This window comes from uncultured Psychrobacter sp. (assembly GCF_947495825.1).
GTDB lineage: Bacteria > Pseudomonadota > Gammaproteobacteria > Pseudomonadales > Moraxellaceae > Psychrobacter.
The window spans coordinates 235337-253138 of record NZ_CANMAH010000003.1 but is presented as its reverse complement, the minus strand read 5'-3'; the positions used below and the strand labels follow the sequence as shown (position 1 = coordinate 253138).

The following is a 17802-nucleotide window of genomic DNA, read 5'->3' as shown; positions in this document are numbered from 1 at the left end:
GACTATCGTTATTCTACAACCAGCTAATAATTAAAACCATTAACAGCGACCTTTCACTAAAATTTTAATTTCAACGCAATAAGGATATCTATTATGAATAAACAAGAACAAATCGATAAAATCCAAGACGTAATTAAAGACGTAAAATTCGCCATGATGAGCACTATTAATAGCAAAGGCGATGTCCATGCGTGGCCAATGACTACCAGTGAAGCAAGCATCGGTGGTAAAGAGATTTGGTTTATCGGTGATAAAACTTCAGACGTGGTAAAAGATATTCAAGACAATAAAAAAATTGGTCTATCTTATGCTACTCAAGATGAGAAAAATTACGTCTCTATCAGTGCCAATGCAGAGTTGCCTACGGATAAAGACAAACTAGAGGAGCTATGGTCTCCTGTTTACAATGCGTTTTTTGAGCATGGTAAAGAAGATCCAAATGTGCAGCTTATTAAAGTTGTACCGCATGGCGTAGAATGCTGGTTAAGTGGTAGCTCTACTGTCAACATGTTTAAGATGGCCGCAGCAGCAGTACAAGACGGAGAAACTGCAGAAGATATCGGTAAGCAGTTTTCAGTCTCTCTGTAATATAAATATTTATAATATAAGTCACTGTATAACATAGATGAATCTGTAAAATTAGATCATCTTATATAAAAATAACAAGCAGTTTAACGACTTTGAACGCCAGTAAACCACTGTTTATTGGCGTTTTTTATAGACTAAATTTTGCTAAGATAAAAACAAGATAAAAAGATAATATTACAAACCGTCACAGCGTATTACAGAGCGCCAGTATAGTTTTACTGCCCAATTTGGCTATATTAATAATTGATTATATATTTTGAAAGACTGCGTATTATCAAATCATAACGAAGATGGCTTATATTAATTTTGCTTTTATATATGCGTTTTTCAATTTATTCACAACCTTAAATTTTATATAGGAAAGGATAACTATTATGAGTAAACAAGAACAAATGGATAAAATCCAAGCAATGGTTAACAATATCAAGTATACAATGATGACTACTCGTACTCACGAAGATCATCTTCATTCTTGTCCGATGAATACGACAGAAACCAGCATTGGGGCCAAAGAGATTTGGTTTATTGGTCATAGTCCTTCTGAAACTGTTGACAATATCAATAACAATCCGGAAGTAAACTTAGCGTACGTCAGTCAGGATGACAAAAGCTACTTGTCTGTCACGGGTAGAGCTGAACTAGTAGAAGATCGAGAAAAGCTTGATGAGCTATGGTCAATGACATACAACGCTTATTTTGAGCAAGGCAAAGAAGACCCAAAAGTGCAGCTAATTAAAGTTGTCCCTCATGGTGCGGAGTATTGGGAAAACGGTAATGCGATTGCTAGTGCTGTTAAGATGACAGCAGCAGCAGTCACAGATACTGCTATCGAAAAGAGTTTGGGTGAGAATTTTTCAATAGATCTTTAATAACTCAATCGGCATTAATACAAAAAAGCCAGTCGCTTATCGCTACTGGCTTTTTTATATTTTTTATCAGATAAAATAGATCAAACTGATATTAATACTTCACATCTAACCACTTTGTTTTAGATATGGCCATGCTGCCCTTAGATAAATAAACATGGACCACAACGTTAAAACCACTGCCGCTACCATCAACACGTAACCTATCATCTCAAGTGACTCCCAGTTTAATAGGAGCACCGTAATAGCTATCATCTGAAATGTCGTTTTGAGTTTACCTACATACGATACTGCCACACTAGTACGATTGCCCAGCTCTGCCATCCATTCTCGTAGAGCCGATACTGCAATCTCACGCGAGATAATCACAATCGCTGCTATCGCCATAATGATGTTAGGATGCCACTGTACCAAGATGATAAGCGCTGCCGCTACCATCAACTTATCAGCGACTGGATCCAAAAACCGCCCAAAGGCTGACATTACATTAAGCTTACGGGCGAAGTAGCCATCAAGCCAATCTGTAATCGCAGCAATAATAAACACCCCAGTTAGTAATAAATGACGCACTAAACTGTCACTAAACTCGCTCATCCCGACTTGGGCGATGACATTATTTGAAATAGCTGGCATTCCAATACCCATGGCTGGTGGCCAATAGGCAATCGCTACAAATAATGGGATCATTAAAATACGGGCAATAGTCAAATTATTGGGTAGGTTAAAGATACTTTTATTATTTTGTGGTTGTAGCGGCTCTTTTGTATGCAATTGTGTGCTTTTGGTCATGGTAAGCCTAGTTTATATAGACATAAGAATGTTTGCTAGCTTAGCATTTTTCATGTATCTCGTCATGCCATCTTCTGCAAGTTCATCGTTACTATTTTTTATAAAGCTATTCGCTCTGCCCTGTACGATACAAGATTTGAATGCCGATAGCCTTATCTGTACTTATGCTAAAAAACATAGGGAAAACAAGAAGCCTCGACACACAAAAATATTTCAAAATGTGACATTGTATTAAAACTCTCTTAAGAGTAACTTCATGTAACTTAAGTAGCTAATTAATGGCAACTTCGGGTAATATGATTGTATTAGAAGAAACAGTTGTACACTGAATTTTTATTCTAAATTATAACTGTTTGTGTTTCTAATAACGTTAGGATCGCTATAAAAATAATAAGTTTTTACTGTAATTGTAGACGCACTACATACTCAGTTTTCCTCAGCCCACAGTTTCCTCCTCTGTGGGTCTTTTTTTGTTTTAAATTTCTAAACGCTGTTTCTTAAAATTATAGTGACTTCATTATAGCAACTCAATTACAGCGACTTCATTATAGTGGCTTAATCGTTTTGCTACTATTTGCTAAAAATTTAAATTAGCACCTATTTTTTAGCTTTTTTTCCCAAGAAAAGAATTTAAGGAAGCAAGTAGCGTCTCTTGGTTTATACCCTCTCCTATAAATACAATGTCTTCAGGTGTAGGGCTATTTTTGTTAGCAGGGAGAATCTCTGGTTGCTGCATTACCTTACGTACAGATTGCAGTAACAGCGGGCCTTCATCCGTCTGCAAAACACCTTTAACCCGCAGAATCGTATCACCCCGGGCGTGCAACAGCGCCGATAGCCAAACGGTAAACTCGACCCAATCTACTTCTTTTGGCACTGGCAGCGAAACCACAGTCGTTGGTTCTCCTACATTAGTGAGAGTCGATTTGTAGATTTCGGTCGGCGTTGGCAGCTCAGGTACAGGGCTTTCGACACCGAATGCGGATAATGACATCGGTGCGGCTGGATTGATTTTGCTGATGGTTGAAACAAGGTTCGATAAAGACTGCTCGGATACTTCCTCTGATTTTGCAATAACGATGCGATCAGCCGACAAGATTTGCTGACGACATAGTGCGTCAGTCTTTAACGATGTATGGAAATGTAGGGCATCAACCATAATAATGGTTTCTTTGAGTGCAAAATGATAGACCAAAATGGGATGCTCTTTAATAGCGACGATAATCTCTTCAGGATCAGCTAAACCACTGGTTTCTATTATAAGCGTGTCTAGCTGAGCATTGGTTTGTATAGAAACGCCGCTCGTTCGAGATTCGGCAACCGTAAGCAGTGCAGATATGAGCTCCTCTTTGCCTTTCGGTGTGCCTGCGGTTCCAGTCAGCACTTTGACACTCATCGCCTCGCCCAACAGCAAGTCGTCAACGGGCTGCTTGGCCGCTTCTTGGGTAAAGACTTGAGCACGACCAAATGTCTTAGTAAACAGCGTATGACGCAGCCATGTGGTCTTACCTGAACCCAGATAGCCACTCAATAAAATGATGTTAAGACGGTTGTCCTGCAATGTTTGCATCAAATTTAAGCCACTGAAAGCGTTGTTAAGGGGTCGATTGGAAAGCCTTGACGGCGTTCTACTTCAGCCCACAGCTCAGTTAAGTTGTCGACCATGACACGAGCCCCGCCTGGACATAGCAGCTGAATCTGCGGAATCACCCCATCGGCATAAACTGAGAACCCATATGGTTTTAGCACGCGCTTTAGTATCGATATTCGATGAAACATCGCTCTGAGCCGGATACCACCTTGCTGTGCGCCTGCTTCTGTCCAATGCCCTGGAGCCGCTGGGTTGCCACATGCATTACACATGATTCTTCTCCCTATAAGTAACCTTAGCAGCATTTTTAAAATACCACTAAGGTCAATAAACTTATCAACACAGAGTTATTAAAATTAAATAACGTCTGGTCGTTTCCCCCCTTCAAACGGGAAGCGCTGACGAAAGTCGGCAGCGATATCTTCAAATGGCATCCAAACCACACCTTCATGGCTGTTGATATAGTCGATTAGTCGCTCAAGCATCATCAGCACTTGCGGACGTCCAGACACATCAGGATGAATGGTGAAAGGATAAACTGCATAGTCCATGTTGCGATAGACCCAATCGAACTGGTCGCGCCACATCTCTTCGATATCACGCGGATTGACAAAACCGTGACTGTTAGGCACGTTTTTCATAAACATCATCGGCGGTAAATCATCCATATACCAGTTGGCAGCGATTTCAACCAAATCAATCTCGTCACCATGGGTCATAGGATGCATCCACTCTTCTGCTGTCTTGGAGTAGTCGATAAGGTTCCATTTATCACCAACCCGCGCGTAAAATGGCTGGAAATCACGATAGCCTTGACTATGATCATATTTAAAATCATATTTGGCTAAAATCTCAGGGGTCGCGGCTGACATCTCCCACCACGGTGCTACGTATCCACGCGGGCTTTGACCTGTCAGCTTGGTAATCAGCTCAACCGACTTTTCCATGACCGCTTCTTCTTGAGCGCGGGTCATGGCAATGGGGTTTTCATGTAAGTAGCCATGCGCGCCTACTTCATGTCCATGATCGACGATCATTTTAGCAATGTCGGGGAAGGTCTCGAGGCTATGACCGGGGATAAAAAACGAGGTGCGCATGTCATATTTTTTGAACAGGCGCAATAAACGCGGCACGCCAACCTCAGAGGCCCAGACACCGCGCTGGATATCTGACGGGCTTTCGCCGCCGCCGTACGAGCCAATTTGTCCTGCTACGGAATCAACGTCCGTGCCGAATCCACATATAATAGTTTTAGCCATATTTCATTCCTTTGATATTTTTATTTTGGTTTGGTTTCCTTTTTTTTGGGGTTTTAGCTCTGTTTTACTCCTCTGTTAGATGGTTATGATAAGTTTTGAGAAAGCATGTTTTCGACAGAGAGTGCCGCAGCTAATAGATCACTGTCGCGGCCGCTGGTCATCGATAGCAAGATACTAGTAGGCATCTGGTTTTCATCTATTCCATTTGGTAAAGCGACGCCGCACCAGTCCAAAAAATTGCCAAGCGCGGTATTGCGTAGCATCAATTTATTAGTGCGCAAGTACAAGTCATCGTCTTCTTCAAGCGGTTTAAGCTCGGGCGCCGTAATAGGCGTGGTTGGAAACAGCACAATTTGCTTGTCTAAATTTTGGCGGTTTTTTTCGATTAATCTTGCGCGCTCTCTTTGAATGACAAGCAAATCTCGTGCACTCATATCTCCTGCATCAAGAATACGGGTAAGGATTCTTGGGTCTATCTGCTCTGCATCTGCCGAATGTACTAGATCCCAGTGCACATCTAGCGCTTCTGGACCGACTAAGTAACCGTGTTCACGAGCAAGCGCACCTATTTCATCAAACTCACTGCACACGCCGCGAGTAACCGTCGCGCCTGTCTGCTCAAGTGCGCGTACAGAGGCTTCAAAATTCTGGATCACCGCATCTTGTGCATTTTTAAAAACAACATTGTTAGGAATAAAAAATTTGAGTTGGTTGATAGGTGTTGGCTTGGGTATGACGATCGCTCGCCCGCTGAGAATTTGTGCGGCACCAATACAGCTTTTTAGGTCAGCTGCAAGGGGACCAAAAGTGTCCAATGTCGGTGAGAGTGGCAACGTCCCACCAGTTGGAAACGCGACGCTAGAGCCTTTATAGCCGACTATACCATTTAACCCAGCAGGAATACGTATCGATCCCCCAGTATCACTGCCAATGGCCAGTGGTACGAGTCCGCGAGCAACAGCAACCCCGCAACCTGAGGATGAGCCACCAGGTATACGTTCTGGGCCTGTACCATGAGGGTTTTTGGGTGTACCAAAATGCGGATTGAGACCAAGGCCAGAATAGGCAAACTCGGTCATATTAAGACAGCCGATTGATACAAGGCCTGCCTGAGTGGCATTGGCAACCATATTGGCATCATGAGTGGCAGGTGCGTTGGATTTGAGCACCACTGATCCTGCGGTGGTTACCCGACCTTTTATATCAAAAAGATCTTTCCATGCGATGGGGATACCATCCCATGGACTAAGTGGCTTGCCCTCATGGCGACGTTGCTTAGAAGCATGGGCTTCTTTTAGCGCTCGCTCTTCAAGCAGTTCTGTAAAAATAGCAGGATCAGAAGATCGGATATTTGCAAACGTCTCTTCTATCAGCTCAACCGGACAAAGACTGCCTTCTTCAAGGCGAGCTGCCATATCTACCGCTGAAACAGACTCTTTGGTAATTTTGCTCACAACCCACTCCATGTTATTTATTTTTTAGAGACTGCATTACCAACCATAGGCCAAAAAAACAGAGGAGTCAATTAGCGTCATTTAGTAAAATCCTTCTATTTACCAATAAGAAACAATCATCTAAATTTATAATTTTTATATGAGTCAATGACAAACAAAACGCATGATTGTTTGACTACTATCACTTATTTTTGACTTTAAATGGTTCCGAAAATTGCAGTATTAAAAACCCAACCAAAGACAAGATAATCGCTATCTCGTAACGACCATAGGCAACTGAAATACCGATAGCACCAGTATTCCATAAGCTGGCTGCTGTAGCGGTGCCTTTTGAGCCTTCCTCATTTTTAAAAATGGCACCACCACCGATAAAGCCCATACCAGTAATAATGGCGTACATAATCCGCGCTTCACCAGCAGATTCATAGATATCCATACCGACTAGCATAAATGCACATGAAGCAATCGTTACAAGCGGGAAAGTTCTAAGTCCTGCGCCGTTGTCTTTCATCTCACGATTCAGCGCAATCGGCAGTGACAATACAAAGGCAATGCTTAATTGAAAAAAGTGGTACTGCATTAAGTCTATATCTATATCAAATCCAAACATGGTTTACGGTGCTCTCTATCTTTAAGTTGCAAATGAATGAATTTGGCTTATCTTGTCTACTTTATTTTACTGATGCTTTGTACGGTGTTTTTTGCCACGTGATAACAGCTTTCAATATTGCCTTGTCCGCACCAGTCACCACTGACAATCCATTGATGCTCTTGATCAAACAATATTCCTAACGTTTCATTGTTGTCTTTATTTTTTGCCTCAATCACTGTCGCAGCATAGCGCCAGCGATGACAATCTATCTGGCTGGGTGCTGTATCCGCGCTCCAATGCAACGCTTGCTGGGCTGCTGCTAATAATTGCGCTTTAACCGTCTCCATATCATCATCGACATGCTTTTCTGACCAGTCGTTGCGCGCATGAATAGTGACACTTGGAAGTAGCTTATTATGAGCAGGCTTTTGATGTTCAATAAACACTCTATCGAGTATTGAGTCATTTACATAAGCCACATCCCATACTGGCGCTGTCTGATTGCTCAGAGTTTCAGGAAGCATACCAACATTATCCCAGCCTAGCATGAGCGTATAGCAAGCTTGCATTTTTGGTTCGGTAATTTTGGCTTGCTCCATAAAGCCGCTATCTGCCATCAGCTCTACTGCCTGACCGTTGGGCACTGTACAAATAACCCAATCAAACCTGCCAAGACTATGGCCCTTTTCATCAAACAGTTCAGTCTTTATATTTTTATGAGCTTTTGCGTTATCTATTTGCGCTTTGTTGATTGGTGCGACACGGGTTTTAAAGTTAATAGTTGTATGCTGCAGATCATCAGCCAATGCGCGCCCCCAACTGGTCATTTTAGGGGTACTAATATAACGTGCATGATTGGTATCCCACTGCTCTTTTTTCTGAATGTCAGGTGAATAAGCATCTTGAGAATTGGCATTAGCTGGCGTCAAATTAACTACTTGAGCGCACCACGGTTGCAGTAATCTTGAGTCTAGCCAAGGCGCGATAAATTGCTGAAAGCTAGAGGTTTTTGCCGTAAAAAACTGGGCACCAAATGCCCATTGCCAGTTTTTATTAGTATTGCTATCGGTGCGATAGCGCGTGGCTAGGCGACCAACGCTACGTGATTTTTCAAAGATAGTAATTTGCGGTGCTAAATCATTCGCAGATGGTTTAGTTTTTTGCTTAACAAAGGCGCGCTCTAACAGTGACGCTGTAAATAGACCCGTTAACCCACCTCCGATAATGGCTATTTTTGGTGCAGTGTTCAGGCCAGTATTCAGTGTGTTCTGATTATCATTATTAGTTTGCTTCACATTGTTGCCAGTAGTCGGTGCAGAATGGTCAGTCATAGGGACAGTAAGCCTTGTAAGAGAGAGCTACGATTAAAAACCTTATTAAAAAATGAGTTTTTTTAATTTTGTAATGCCGTATATATTAAAAAGTCATGCTATTGAATACAGCATGACTTTTGTGATATTTGACGATTGTCTAGTAACATGGCTCGTGAACAATATGAACCATATCTATAAATAATGCCAGCTGTTGCTTACTAATAGCGTTTTGCTTCGCGCTCTTCTTTAACCACGTCGATTATCTTGTTGATAACTGAACTATCAGCAAGGGTGGATAGGTCACCCAGTCCGACATATTGTCCCGCCGCAAGGTTACGTAAGATGCGCCGCATAATCTTGCCAGAGCGAGTTTTGGGCAATGCTTCAACGATATAAATGGCATCTAAATTGGCAATCGGACCAATCTCGTTGCGCACATGGCGATTTAGCTCGGCTTTTAGCTGATCGCTTGCAACCTCACCCATACTAAGAATTATAAATGCGGCAATGCCCACGCCGCGAATGTCATGCGGCATACCGACGACAGCAGCTTCAACGGTAGAAGGATGGGCATCTACTGCACTTTCGACCTCTGCGGTACCCAGACGATGGCCTGAGACATTGAGGACATCATCGACCCGGCCGGTAATCCAGTAATGCCCATCTTCATCGCGCTGTACCCCATCACCAGTAAAGTAGTAGCCTGGATATTCAGTAAAGTAGGTCTCCAAAAAACGCTCATGGTCATGGTAAATAGTACGCATCTGTCCCGGCCAGCTATTACTGATAGCAAGATTGCCTTCAGCAGGACCTTCAAGTGCCGTACCATCGGTATCAATCACTTGCGGTATGATGCCATATAAAGGGTTCATCGCAGCCCCCGGTTTGAGCGCGACTGTACCCGGTATTGGAGCAAGCAAAATACCACCCGTTTCAGTCTGCCACCATGTATCTACGATCGGGCAGCGACCTCCACCAACGACATCATAATACCAATCCCATGCTTCAGGGTTGATAGGCTCCCCAACAGTACCGAGCAGGCGCAGACTTGAGCGATCAGACTCACGGACGAAGGTATCGCCCTCTTTCATCATTGAGCGAATCGCCGTTGGCGCTGTATATAAGACACTGATTTTGTGCTTGTCAATAATGTGACCAATCCGCGCCCATGTTGGATATTCTGGCACGCCCTCAAACATTACTGTCGTCGTCCCATTAGCAAGCGGCCCATAAGTGGAATACGTATGACCAGTTACCCAGCCGATATCTGCTGTACACCAGTAGACATCATCGTCTTTGATATCGAAGACATCGCGAAAAGTCGACAGCGCATAGGTGATATAACCACCCGTCGTGTGCAGCACGCCTTTTGGCTTGCCAGTCGAACCAGAAGTGTATAACAAAAATAACGGGTCCTCGCTATTCATGACTTCAGGCTCACACCACTCTTGCTCGCCAGCGATTAAAGAATGATACCAAACATCACGGCGTCCACTCATCGGAATCGAATTACCCGTCCGATGCACGACAACGACTTTTTCGACACTGTCAGTACCATCCATATCTAACGCACGATCAACATTGACCTTAAGCGGCGTATGTTTATTACCGCGCAGACCTTCATCGGCCGTAATCACAATTTTGGATTGACTATCAATAATACGATTACCCAAGCTCTCAGCAGAAAAGCCACCAAATACGACCGAATGCACTGCACCGATACGCGTGCATGCCAGCATCGCTATCATCGCTTCAGGTATCATTGGCATATATAGAGTCACGCGATCGCCTTTTTCGACCCCAAGCTTGCGCATAGCATTACCCAAGCGGCAAACATCAGCGTGCAGCTCTTTAAAGGAGATAATCTTATGTAAAGAAGGATGATCCCCTTCCCAAATAATAGCAGGCTTATAGGGGTTGTTTTTAAGGTGTCGATCGAGGCAATTTACTGAAATATTTAGCTCGCCATCCTCATACCATTTAATACGAAAATCTTCCAAATCATAACTGACGTTGCTAATGATAGTTGGCTTTTTTATCCAATCAATCAGCTCAGCACGCTTAGCCCAAAAGGCATCTGTGGCCTCAGGTGATTCAACAGACTGCTTATAGTCGTGAGCGTACTGCTCGGCGGTGGTATTGGCAGCGGCGATAAATTCAGCCGTAATAGGAAAAGATTTCTGAGTCATGATATATTCCTTTTTTAATTATTATTGCCTGCATAAAATATTAAGAATAAAAGAAAAAACTACCCAATATACTGACTGGAACTGAAGCAATGACACTACTATCAGACAATGATAATCGGCAGCTAATCAGTAACGACGGTAATTGCAGACAACAGGCTATCATCTTCCATAATGAGTGACGCCCTGACTCTAGTTTGACAAATAAGGGGAGGTGATGCAAGACACCAACCACCAATTACAACAATTCCAATGTACAGCTGTTTACTTATGTATTTATACACTCCATTAATCATAGATAGTAGAAAATTGAGCCGTATTTAATCCTTGTAACCCTAGGTTAAATATGGACAATAGCCATACTAAATACACTTTTTGCATGATATTCATATCAACATATTCATATAGTCGATACTAAATAAAATGGGTACACGATATTATGTCGCGGGATTGGGACAAATTTTTTGTAGCCTCTGTCGGCGTAGGCACAGCAAGCAAAAAAAATTTGTCCCCATTCCGATATATTTTCTTCATTTTGATCTAACTATATCATTGCTTCTACCTTATTTTTACGTTTGTTTAAAAGCAGCGCTTTATGGACCAAAACCGTCATGAACAATAACACTCATTACGATGTCATCATCATTGGCGCAGGCGCTTCGGGGCTATACTGCGCGCTTACCGCTGGTCGTCGAGGCCGCCGCGTGTTGGTGCTCGATCATGCCAATAAAGTCGGCAAAAAAATCCTGATGTCGGGCGGTGGACGCTGTAACTTTACCAATTACTTCGTCGAGCCTGAACACTTTATCAGTGCCAACCCGCATTTTTGTAAGTCAGCACTCAGTCGTTATCCCAGCTGGGAGTTCATTGGCATGGTTGAGAAACATAAAATTGCTTACCACGAGCGTGAGCACGGTCAGTTGTTTTGTGATGACTCCGCGCAAGATATCGTCACTATGCTACTTGATGAATGCGCCGCGGTAGGTGTACAGATACGCACTAATACCCAGATTGATAAGGTCAGTGTCAATGAGTCTGAATGTAAAAGGTTCGATCTATCGACCTCTAAAAAACTGAGTAAAAAAGATATCGCTAATAGCGTTAAACCCTCGCAACAAAAATACAGCTGTGAGTCGTTAGTCGTGGCGACTGGCGGCCTGTCTATTCCAACGATGGGTGCAAGCGGTCTTGGCTACGAGCTGGCACAGCAGTTTGGCCATCAGCTTATGCCGACTGATGCAAGCCTCGTTCCCTTTACCTTTACAGATAAGACGGGCGAGCTTATCCGCTCCTTAGCTGGTATTAGTTTGCCAGTGATTGCCAGTAATGAGCGCATCTCATTTAAGCTGCCGCTTCTCTTTACTCATCGCGGTTTATCGGGCCCTGCCATGCTCCAGCTGTCCAACTATTGGCAGACGGGCGAATATATCAATATCAACTTACTGCCTGATATCGATGTCGCAGCCCTCCTACTCGCTCACAAAAAATCGCACCCTAAGCAGCTTATCCGTACTGTACTAGCAGACTATACAGACAATGCATTGCCTAAAAAACTACTGACGGCCCTACAAACAACGCTGTGGGATGATATAAAAGACAAAGAGCTTGCCAATATTAAAGACGAGCGCCTAGGCGAGCTTGGTGAAACCTTAAATGGTTGGCAACTCAAACCCTCTGGCACTGAAGGCTATCGTACGGCTGAGGTGACGCGCGGCGGTATAAAAACCGATGAAGTGTCGTCGAAAACCATGCAAAGCAGCTTTCAAGATGGGCTATACTTTATCGGTGAAGTGCTTGATGTCACGGGCTGGCTTGGTGGCTATAACTTCCAATGGGCTTGGGCAAGTGGCTTTGTCTGCGGTGAAGTCGTTTAGCCGATAATACAAGCTCAAAAAAAGCCGCCTTACTATGACAGTAAGGCGGCTTTTTATTATATTGATATTTAAAACTAAGCGTACACTTAAGCTTGTTTTTGGTTCAAATACGGATAATCGGTATAGCCTTCGCTACCGCCACCATAAAAGGTTTGTGGATGCTGCTCATTGAGCGGCGCATCTTGACGAATACGCTCAGGCAGATCAGGGTTGGCAATAAAATCACGACCAAAAGCAACTGCGTCGATATAGCCTTCACGGACATTTCTTTCTGCTTTTTCGGCAGTATAGCCACCCGCTGCGATGATCGTATTATCAAAGGCATCACGAATACGCTGGCGGAAACTATCGCTATACGGCGTGCCACCTGCCCAATCAGGTTCAGAGAGATGGAGATACATCAAACCGCGTTTATTGATTTGCTCGATGAGCCAGATATTATCATCTTCATCATAGCCTGCTTCTACCGCGTTGAACGTGCCTTGTGGCGAGATGCGAATACCGACGTGATCGTTATCCCATGCATCAACACAAGCATCGACGACATCAAGCGTCAAGCGTGCGCGGTTCTCGCGGCTACCACCATACTCATCATCGCGCTTATTGGTTTGCTCAACCCAAAACTGATGTAACAGATAACCATGTGCGCCGTGGACTTCTACGCCATCAAAGCCTGCCTCACGAGCGACTTTGGTTGCATGAGCAAAGTCTTTGATCACTTGCTCAATCTCATCGAGAGTGGCTGGACGAGGCGGTGTGGTATCGACGCGAATCGCTTGATTGTCACTATCACGTAAAGATGTGCGGGCATCGACTTTGACATCTGATGCTGAGATAGGTGCCTGACGATCAGGCTGGACACTTTCGTGTGCGACAAGACCCGTATGCCATAGCTGAACGACGATTTTTCCGCCTTTAGCATGAACATTATCGACGATGGCTTTCCATGCAGTCATTTGATCTTCGGTATGGATACCAGGCGCACCTGCATAGCCTTTTGCTTGAAATGACACTTGCGTCGCCTCTGCGATGACAAGGCCCGCTCCTTCAGCGCGCTGTGAATAATATTCACCTGCCAATGCGGTCGGCACATCACCTGGTTCAACGGCGCGCAGACGAGTCAATGGCGCCATAATGATACGGTTTTTTAGGGTTTGCGTACCCATTTTTACTGGTTCAAATAATTTATCGTAAGCCATGGTATGCCCTGTTTGTTGTTATCAAAAACATGAATAAAAATAGTATTCACAACTATAAAGTAATTTACTTATAACTATGAAATCTTTATGAGTTATTCGGTCAACAAAATGTATGTTTGCTTAGCTAATAAGTAAATACCTATTAAATAAGACCTATATTGAATGACCGTTCTCTTTATAAGGAGCATGTACTATTATTCAAGCAAGCTTTACAAACAGAAACATTGATTTAGATATATTTTAGACATTTAAACTACGGCAATTCGAACTATTTAAGTCATGTGACGCGCTAATGTTTAGACAACACTTATGCTTTCATCATCTTTTTAAAAGAGATATTTAAAGACAGATATGTACCAATTAAAATAACTGCCGAGCCAATAATCGCGCCCAAATCTAACGCTTCGCCAAGCAATACATAACCGAAGAATATCGCAAAAATCGGAATGACTAAGGTAATACTGGTCGCGCGCATTGGGCCGATATTTTTAATAAGCTGATTCATAAAAATCAGTGCGATTGCTGTCGAAAACACCCCAATGCAGATGACAGATACCCACGCTTGTAAACTGATGCTTTTGCCATAGGGAAACTCATACAAGCCGATGGGTAGCATGACCATGCTGGCAATAATGGTTGAGCCTGCGGTGATAGCAATCGGTGATAAGCCTTGCAAATAGTTTTTGGTAATATTGGCTCCTGTCGCATAACCGACGCAGCCTAGTAAAGCGTAGCCCATTGGCAATAAGCCTTCAATCAAACTTGTATCTGACTCACCACCAGCAAACAAGCTCTCACTCATTAAAATGATGACACCTGCAAGGCCAATAAATAGACCGAGAATTTGCTTTTTTGAGAGCTTATCATTAAAAAATGTACTAGCGATAAAGCCACTTATCATCGGTACAGAGGCGTTTAGCACTGCCAATACACCAGCGTTCACTGACTGGGCTGAAAATGAAAATAGCACAAACGGAATAGCGGTAGAAAATAAACCGACGACGGTCAGTAGCTTCCAGTTTTCGCGAATGCCGCGTCGATTTTCCAAACTGACAAACACAAAGACCAACATGGTTAAGCCTGCGAACAATACGCGTAAGCTTGCAAACGCTATCGAGCCAAATTCGGGCACACCGACGCGATAAAATATAAAAGACAGCGACCACATAAAAGAGAGGGTAAAAAAGATAATGAGGTCGCGTTTAGTCACTGGTGAATCCTATTAAGCGTTTAGACTGCTGTTACGAAGTCGTCAAAAGTTATGTTGTTAAGAATGCCACGATGATAACTTTTTAATTGCTCTTTAGGTGCTGTTTTATGTATTTGTTAGTCATTAATTATTTACAAATCGACTTTATTCAAAATAAAATCGATATCTTTGTCACCGCGCCCCGATAAATTGACCAAAATAGTGTCATCAGGCGACATATCTTTGGCCACTCGCATTGCATAGGCAATGGCGTGAGCAGTCTCTAAAGCGGGAATAATACCTTCTAATCGTGACAGCGACATAAAGGCTTCTAGACACTCAGCGTCTGTCGCCGACTCATAAGTCGCCAGATTATTGTCTTTTAATAGTGAGTGCTGCGGCCCAACGCCTGGGTAATCCAAACCAGAAGCAATCGAATGGACAGGCGCAGGCTCACCATCTTTATCGAGCAGCACATAACATTTAAAGCCATGAATCTCACCCTTGTTACCTAATGTCATCGTCGCCGCATGATTGGGTGTATCTAAACCTTCGCCTGCGGGCTCTACCCCTACTTTTTCAACGCTCTCATCTCCCAAAAAGCCACTGAATATACCGATAGCATTAGAACCACCGCCGACACAGGCGACTACTTTATTAGGCAATTTGCCAGTTGTCTCTAAGAACTGTGCCCGCGCCTCACGACCAACGACGGATTGAAAATAGCTGACAATCTCGGGATAAGGTGCTGGCCCAAGAGCTGAACCAATGGCAAACATACTGGTGTCCAGCTCATTAAGATAAGTCTCAAAAGCGCTGTCTACCGCTTCTTTTAGCGTTCCTGCGCCGCGCGATACGGGTACGATATTGGCGCCTAATATTTTCATACGGCTGACATTGGGATGCTCCTTTTCAATATCGACCACACCCATGTGAATCTCACATTCAACACCCATCAACGCCGCTGCGGTTGCTAACGCCACGCCATGTTGGCCTGCACCTGTCTCCGCGATGACTTTGGTTTTACCGAGCTTTTTGGCTAGTAACACCTCACCCAAACAGTGATTAATCTTGTGGGCGCCCGTATGATTTAAGTCCTCACGCTTGAAATAAATTTGCGCCCCGCCGCAATGCGCGCTTAAGCGTCTGGCATGGAATATCGGACTAGGTCTGCCGACATAAGTCTCACGCAGACGTTTCATCTCAGTGATAAAGTCGTCGTCTTTGATAATTTCACGAAATCCTATTTCTATCTCATCCATGGCTTTGGCAAGTTCAGGATGGCCTATTTTGCCACCAAACTCGCCGTATAAACCCTCGCTACTCGGCAAAATCGACTGATGTAGGCCATAGCTATCTGTTGCATTATCTGTTGTCATCGTTAAACCCTAGTATCTGAACTTGTGATATTTAAAATTACGGTATTGAAAACTGTAGTATTTGAAACTTTGGCGTTTGAAAATTATCCAAGCAAATTATTTTTATAGCGTTATAATAAAGCTATTGTATCAATGTTCTAGTACACTGAAACATATTCTAAGTTAAGTCCTGTTTAAGGTCAATAACTAGAAACGATCTGAAAGTGTTTATTAGCTAGTTTGATTCATTAAGAAGATATTATGAGGATATTAAGATGTCACAAAAAGACATTCAGGCGAACAATCAAGCAAGCGGCGCTTATGATTATCTACTTAAGCTACTGGTCGAAACTGATGACACAGAACGTCTATCAGCGATATTTGCTGCGCTCATGACCGATAAAGAACAAACGGAGCTTGCCAACCGCTTAACTATATTTGCCCTTCTGCAACAAGGTATGATCCAAAGAGAAATCAGTGCAAAGCTTGGTGTCGGCATAGCAACCGTCTCCCGCGGTGCCAAGGTATTTAGTCAGCATCAGATTGATAAATTGCTGCCGAATATTGGAGAAAAGATTGAAATTTGAGTGTGGTTTTATTGGGTTAGATATTGCATGAAATATGAATTTTGCCGTAGGGTGGGTTAGACTTGTCGAGTTCTCGTAGAGAATGAGGACAAGGCGTAACCCACCATTGAAATTAGGTAATTATCTACTAGCTCTTTTCTTTAGATCCCAAGAATTTAATTCGCATTCACAGTAGTAAACTTCAATGTCTTGGTCTTGCCAGCCCTGAATTAAAGACTCATATTCATTTTGAGAAACTGTTGCCGTTCTCGATATATTTTTATAAATATTTTTACCTAAATAAACTTCTTTGATTGAACTTTGAGGAATAGAAAAACAGTATAGGGGTCTGTTTTGTATTCTGACTATATTGAAGTCTCCAAAAACCCCTTCACTGGTATGATAGCTAGCTTTTAGACTTTTAACTTCTTTTACTACTCTTACCTCCTCTTCGTAAGCCCAATCTAATGATTTGTATAAAAAAGCTCTTTTCGCAAGGTTAAATAAGTTTCCTTCGAACAGAGTATTTTTGCCAATATTCATTAATTCATCATCGTTAATTATATCTAAATCATTCTGCGGTTTAGTTTTTGTATATACAATCTCACCAAACTGGTATGGAATAAAATTATCGGAAAGTGAATGAAAGTTAGCTTCGTCAACATCAATACCAATAACAACTCCTTGATGAGAATCCCCATAATGAGACCACATTAATGAGTTCAGTGGTTGTCTGGACAAAGACAATACGGCATATCCTCGAGAGAATCTATTTTTACAAGCGTTTTGAGCTATTTGAGGACTTACCATAAAATTCGGTTTTTCTTTAAAACCAAAAGCAGTACATTCAAAAGGATCATTAAAGTCTTCTAAGTGTGTAAAACCAATAGATGACGTTTCGATAGCTTTTATCGCACCTGATAATGACATATATTTGTATAAAATCATGTGTTTCCTTCTACACTAAACTAACAGTAA

Annotated in this window: 16 protein-coding genes; 4 read left to right on the top strand and 12 right to left on the bottom strand. The window is 42.8% G+C overall.

Annotation, left to right across the window (positions count from 1 at the left end; translation table 11 throughout):
- Nucleotides 1-93 precede the first annotated feature (93 nt).
- Both Q0895_RS05370 and Q0895_RS05365 read left to right on the top strand, forming a co-directional pair.
- A complete protein-coding gene (locus Q0895_RS05370) occupies nucleotides 94-588 on the top strand; it encodes a pyridoxamine 5'-phosphate oxidase family protein (RefSeq protein WP_299186146.1) in 495 nt (164 codons plus the stop codon).
- Between the two features lie 374 nt (nucleotides 589-962).
- Entirely contained in the window at nucleotides 963-1457 is a 495-nt protein-coding gene (locus tag Q0895_RS05365) for a pyridoxamine 5'-phosphate oxidase family protein (RefSeq protein WP_075103383.1), read from the top strand.
- Nucleotides 1458-1562: 105 nt separating this feature from the next.
- On the opposite strand, the gene pgsA is transcribed toward Q0895_RS05365, so the two are convergent.
- The 8 genes from pgsA to acs all read right to left on the bottom strand — a co-directional run bounded on the left by pgsA (nucleotide 1563) and on the right by acs (nucleotide 10641).
- Nucleotides 1563-2243, bottom strand: coding sequence for a CDP-diacylglycerol--glycerol-3-phosphate 3-phosphatidyltransferase (gene pgsA / locus Q0895_RS05360; protein ID WP_058367948.1), 681 nt, complete (start codon nucleotides 2241-2243; stop codon nucleotides 1563-1565).
- 604 nt (nucleotides 2244-2847) lie between these two features.
- On the bottom strand, nucleotides 2848-3813 hold the full coding sequence (locus Q0895_RS05355) for a GTP-binding protein (protein ID WP_058367947.1): 966 nt from the start codon (nucleotides 3811-3813) through the stop codon (nucleotides 2848-2850).
- A gap of 5 nt (nucleotides 3814-3818) precedes the next feature.
- Nucleotides 3819-4106 carry a hypothetical protein gene (locus Q0895_RS05350; protein WP_058367946.1) on the bottom strand — a complete coding sequence of 96 codons (288 nt, stop codon included), beginning with the start codon at nucleotides 4104-4106 and terminating at the stop codon, nucleotides 3819-3821.
- A gap of 84 nt (nucleotides 4107-4190) precedes the next feature.
- Nucleotides 4191-5093, bottom strand: a complete 903-nt coding sequence (locus Q0895_RS05345; protein ID WP_075103382.1) for a polysaccharide deacetylase — start codon at nucleotides 5091-5093, stop codon at nucleotides 4191-4193.
- Between the two features lie 83 nt (nucleotides 5094-5176).
- A complete protein-coding gene (locus Q0895_RS05340; RefSeq protein WP_299186137.1) occupies nucleotides 5177-6547 on the bottom strand; it encodes an amidase family protein in 1371 nt (456 codons plus the stop codon).
- Between the two features lie 181 nt (nucleotides 6548-6728).
- Nucleotides 6729-7157 carry an MgtC/SapB family protein gene (locus Q0895_RS05335; protein WP_058367943.1) on the bottom strand — a complete coding sequence of 143 codons (429 nt, stop codon included), beginning with the start codon at nucleotides 7155-7157 and terminating at the stop codon, nucleotides 6729-6731.
- A 56-nt stretch (nucleotides 7158-7213) separates the two neighbouring features.
- Nucleotides 7214-8470, bottom strand: a complete 1257-nt coding sequence (locus Q0895_RS05330; RefSeq protein WP_299186135.1) for an NAD(P)-binding protein — start codon at nucleotides 8468-8470, stop codon at nucleotides 7214-7216.
- 200 nt (nucleotides 8471-8670) lie between these two features.
- Nucleotides 8671-10641: an acetate--CoA ligase gene (acs, locus tag Q0895_RS05325; protein WP_299186134.1), complete on the bottom strand. Its 1971-nt coding sequence runs from the start codon at nucleotides 10639-10641 to the stop codon at nucleotides 8671-8673.
- Nucleotides 10642-11249: 608 nt separating this feature from the next.
- Between acs and Q0895_RS05320 the strand changes: the two genes are divergently transcribed.
- The gene (locus Q0895_RS05320; RefSeq protein ID WP_299186132.1) at nucleotides 11250-12512 is read left to right on the top strand and encodes an NAD(P)/FAD-dependent oxidoreductase; all 1263 of its coding nucleotides are present in this window, start codon (nucleotides 11250-11252) and stop codon (nucleotides 12510-12512) included.
- A gap of 86 nt (nucleotides 12513-12598) precedes the next feature.
- On the opposite strand, the gene Q0895_RS05315 is transcribed toward Q0895_RS05320, so the two are convergent.
- From Q0895_RS05315 to trpB, 3 genes are all read right to left on the bottom strand, one after another.
- Complete coding sequence (locus Q0895_RS05315; RefSeq protein WP_058367939.1) at nucleotides 12599-13711, bottom strand: alkene reductase; 1113 nt, start codon at nucleotides 13709-13711, stop codon at nucleotides 12599-12601.
- Between the two features lie 307 nt (nucleotides 13712-14018).
- Nucleotides 14019-14921, bottom strand: a complete 903-nt coding sequence (locus tag Q0895_RS05310) for a DMT family transporter (RefSeq protein WP_299186130.1) — start codon at nucleotides 14919-14921, stop codon at nucleotides 14019-14021.
- A 131-nt stretch (nucleotides 14922-15052) separates the two neighbouring features.
- Complete coding sequence (gene trpB / locus Q0895_RS05305) at nucleotides 15053-16279, bottom strand: tryptophan synthase subunit beta (protein WP_299186128.1); 1227 nt, start codon at nucleotides 16277-16279, stop codon at nucleotides 15053-15055.
- 254 nt (nucleotides 16280-16533) lie between these two features.
- Here trpB and Q0895_RS05300 point away from each other — a divergent pair, with 254 nt between their 5' ends.
- Nucleotides 16534-16845, top strand: coding sequence for a Trp family transcriptional regulator (locus tag Q0895_RS05300; protein ID WP_299186125.1), 312 nt, complete (start codon nucleotides 16534-16536; stop codon nucleotides 16843-16845).
- Nucleotides 16846-16965: 120 nt separating this feature from the next.
- On the opposite strand, the gene Q0895_RS05295 is transcribed toward Q0895_RS05300, so the two are convergent.
- On the bottom strand, nucleotides 16966-17772 hold the full coding sequence (locus Q0895_RS05295; RefSeq protein ID WP_075103381.1) for a DUF2971 domain-containing protein: 807 nt from the start codon (nucleotides 17770-17772) through the stop codon (nucleotides 16966-16968).
- Between the last annotated feature and the right edge of the window lie 30 nt (nucleotides 17773-17802).

Bases quoted from the DNA above. Each gene is read 5' to 3' on its own strand.
- Q0895_RS05370 (WP_299186146.1), top strand. From the start codon at position 94: ATGAATAAACAAGAACAAATCGATAAAATCCAAGACGTAATTAAAGAC.
- Q0895_RS05365 (WP_075103383.1), top strand. From the start codon at position 963: ATGAGTAAACAAGAACAAATGGATAAAATCCAAGCAATGGTTAACAAT.
- pgsA (WP_058367948.1), bottom strand. From the start codon at position 2,243: ATGACCAAAAGCACACAATTGCATACAAAAGAGCCGCTACAACCACAA.
- Q0895_RS05355 (WP_058367947.1), bottom strand. From the start codon at position 3,813: ATGCAAACATTGCAGGACAACCGTCTTAACATCATTTTATTGAGTGGC.
- Q0895_RS05350 (WP_058367946.1), bottom strand. From the start codon at position 4,106: ATGTGTAATGCATGTGGCAACCCAGCGGCTCCAGGGCATTGGACAGAA.
- Q0895_RS05345 (WP_075103382.1), bottom strand. From the start codon at position 5,093: ATGGCTAAAACTATTATATGTGGATTCGGCACGGACGTTGATTCCGTA.
- Q0895_RS05335 (WP_058367943.1), bottom strand. From the start codon at position 7,157: ATGTTTGGATTTGATATAGATATAGACTTAATGCAGTACCACTTTTTT.
- Q0895_RS05330 (WP_299186135.1), bottom strand. From the start codon at position 8,470: ATGACTGACCATTCTGCACCGACTACTGGCAACAATGTGAAGCAAACT.
- acs (WP_299186134.1), bottom strand. From the start codon at position 10,641: ATGACTCAGAAATCTTTTCCTATTACGGCTGAATTTATCGCCGCTGCC.
- Q0895_RS05320 (WP_299186132.1), top strand. From the start codon at position 11,250: ATGAACAATAACACTCATTACGATGTCATCATCATTGGCGCAGGCGCT.
- Q0895_RS05315 (WP_058367939.1), bottom strand. From the start codon at position 13,711: ATGGCTTACGATAAATTATTTGAACCAGTAAAAATGGGTACGCAAACC.
- trpB (WP_299186128.1), bottom strand. From the start codon at position 16,279: ATGACAACAGATAATGCAACAGATAGCTATGGCCTACATCAGTCGATT.
- Q0895_RS05300 (WP_299186125.1), top strand. From the start codon at position 16,534: ATGTCACAAAAAGACATTCAGGCGAACAATCAAGCAAGCGGCGCTTAT.
- Q0895_RS05295 (WP_075103381.1), bottom strand. From the start codon at position 17,772: ATGATTTTATACAAATATATGTCATTATCAGGTGCGATAAAAGCTATC.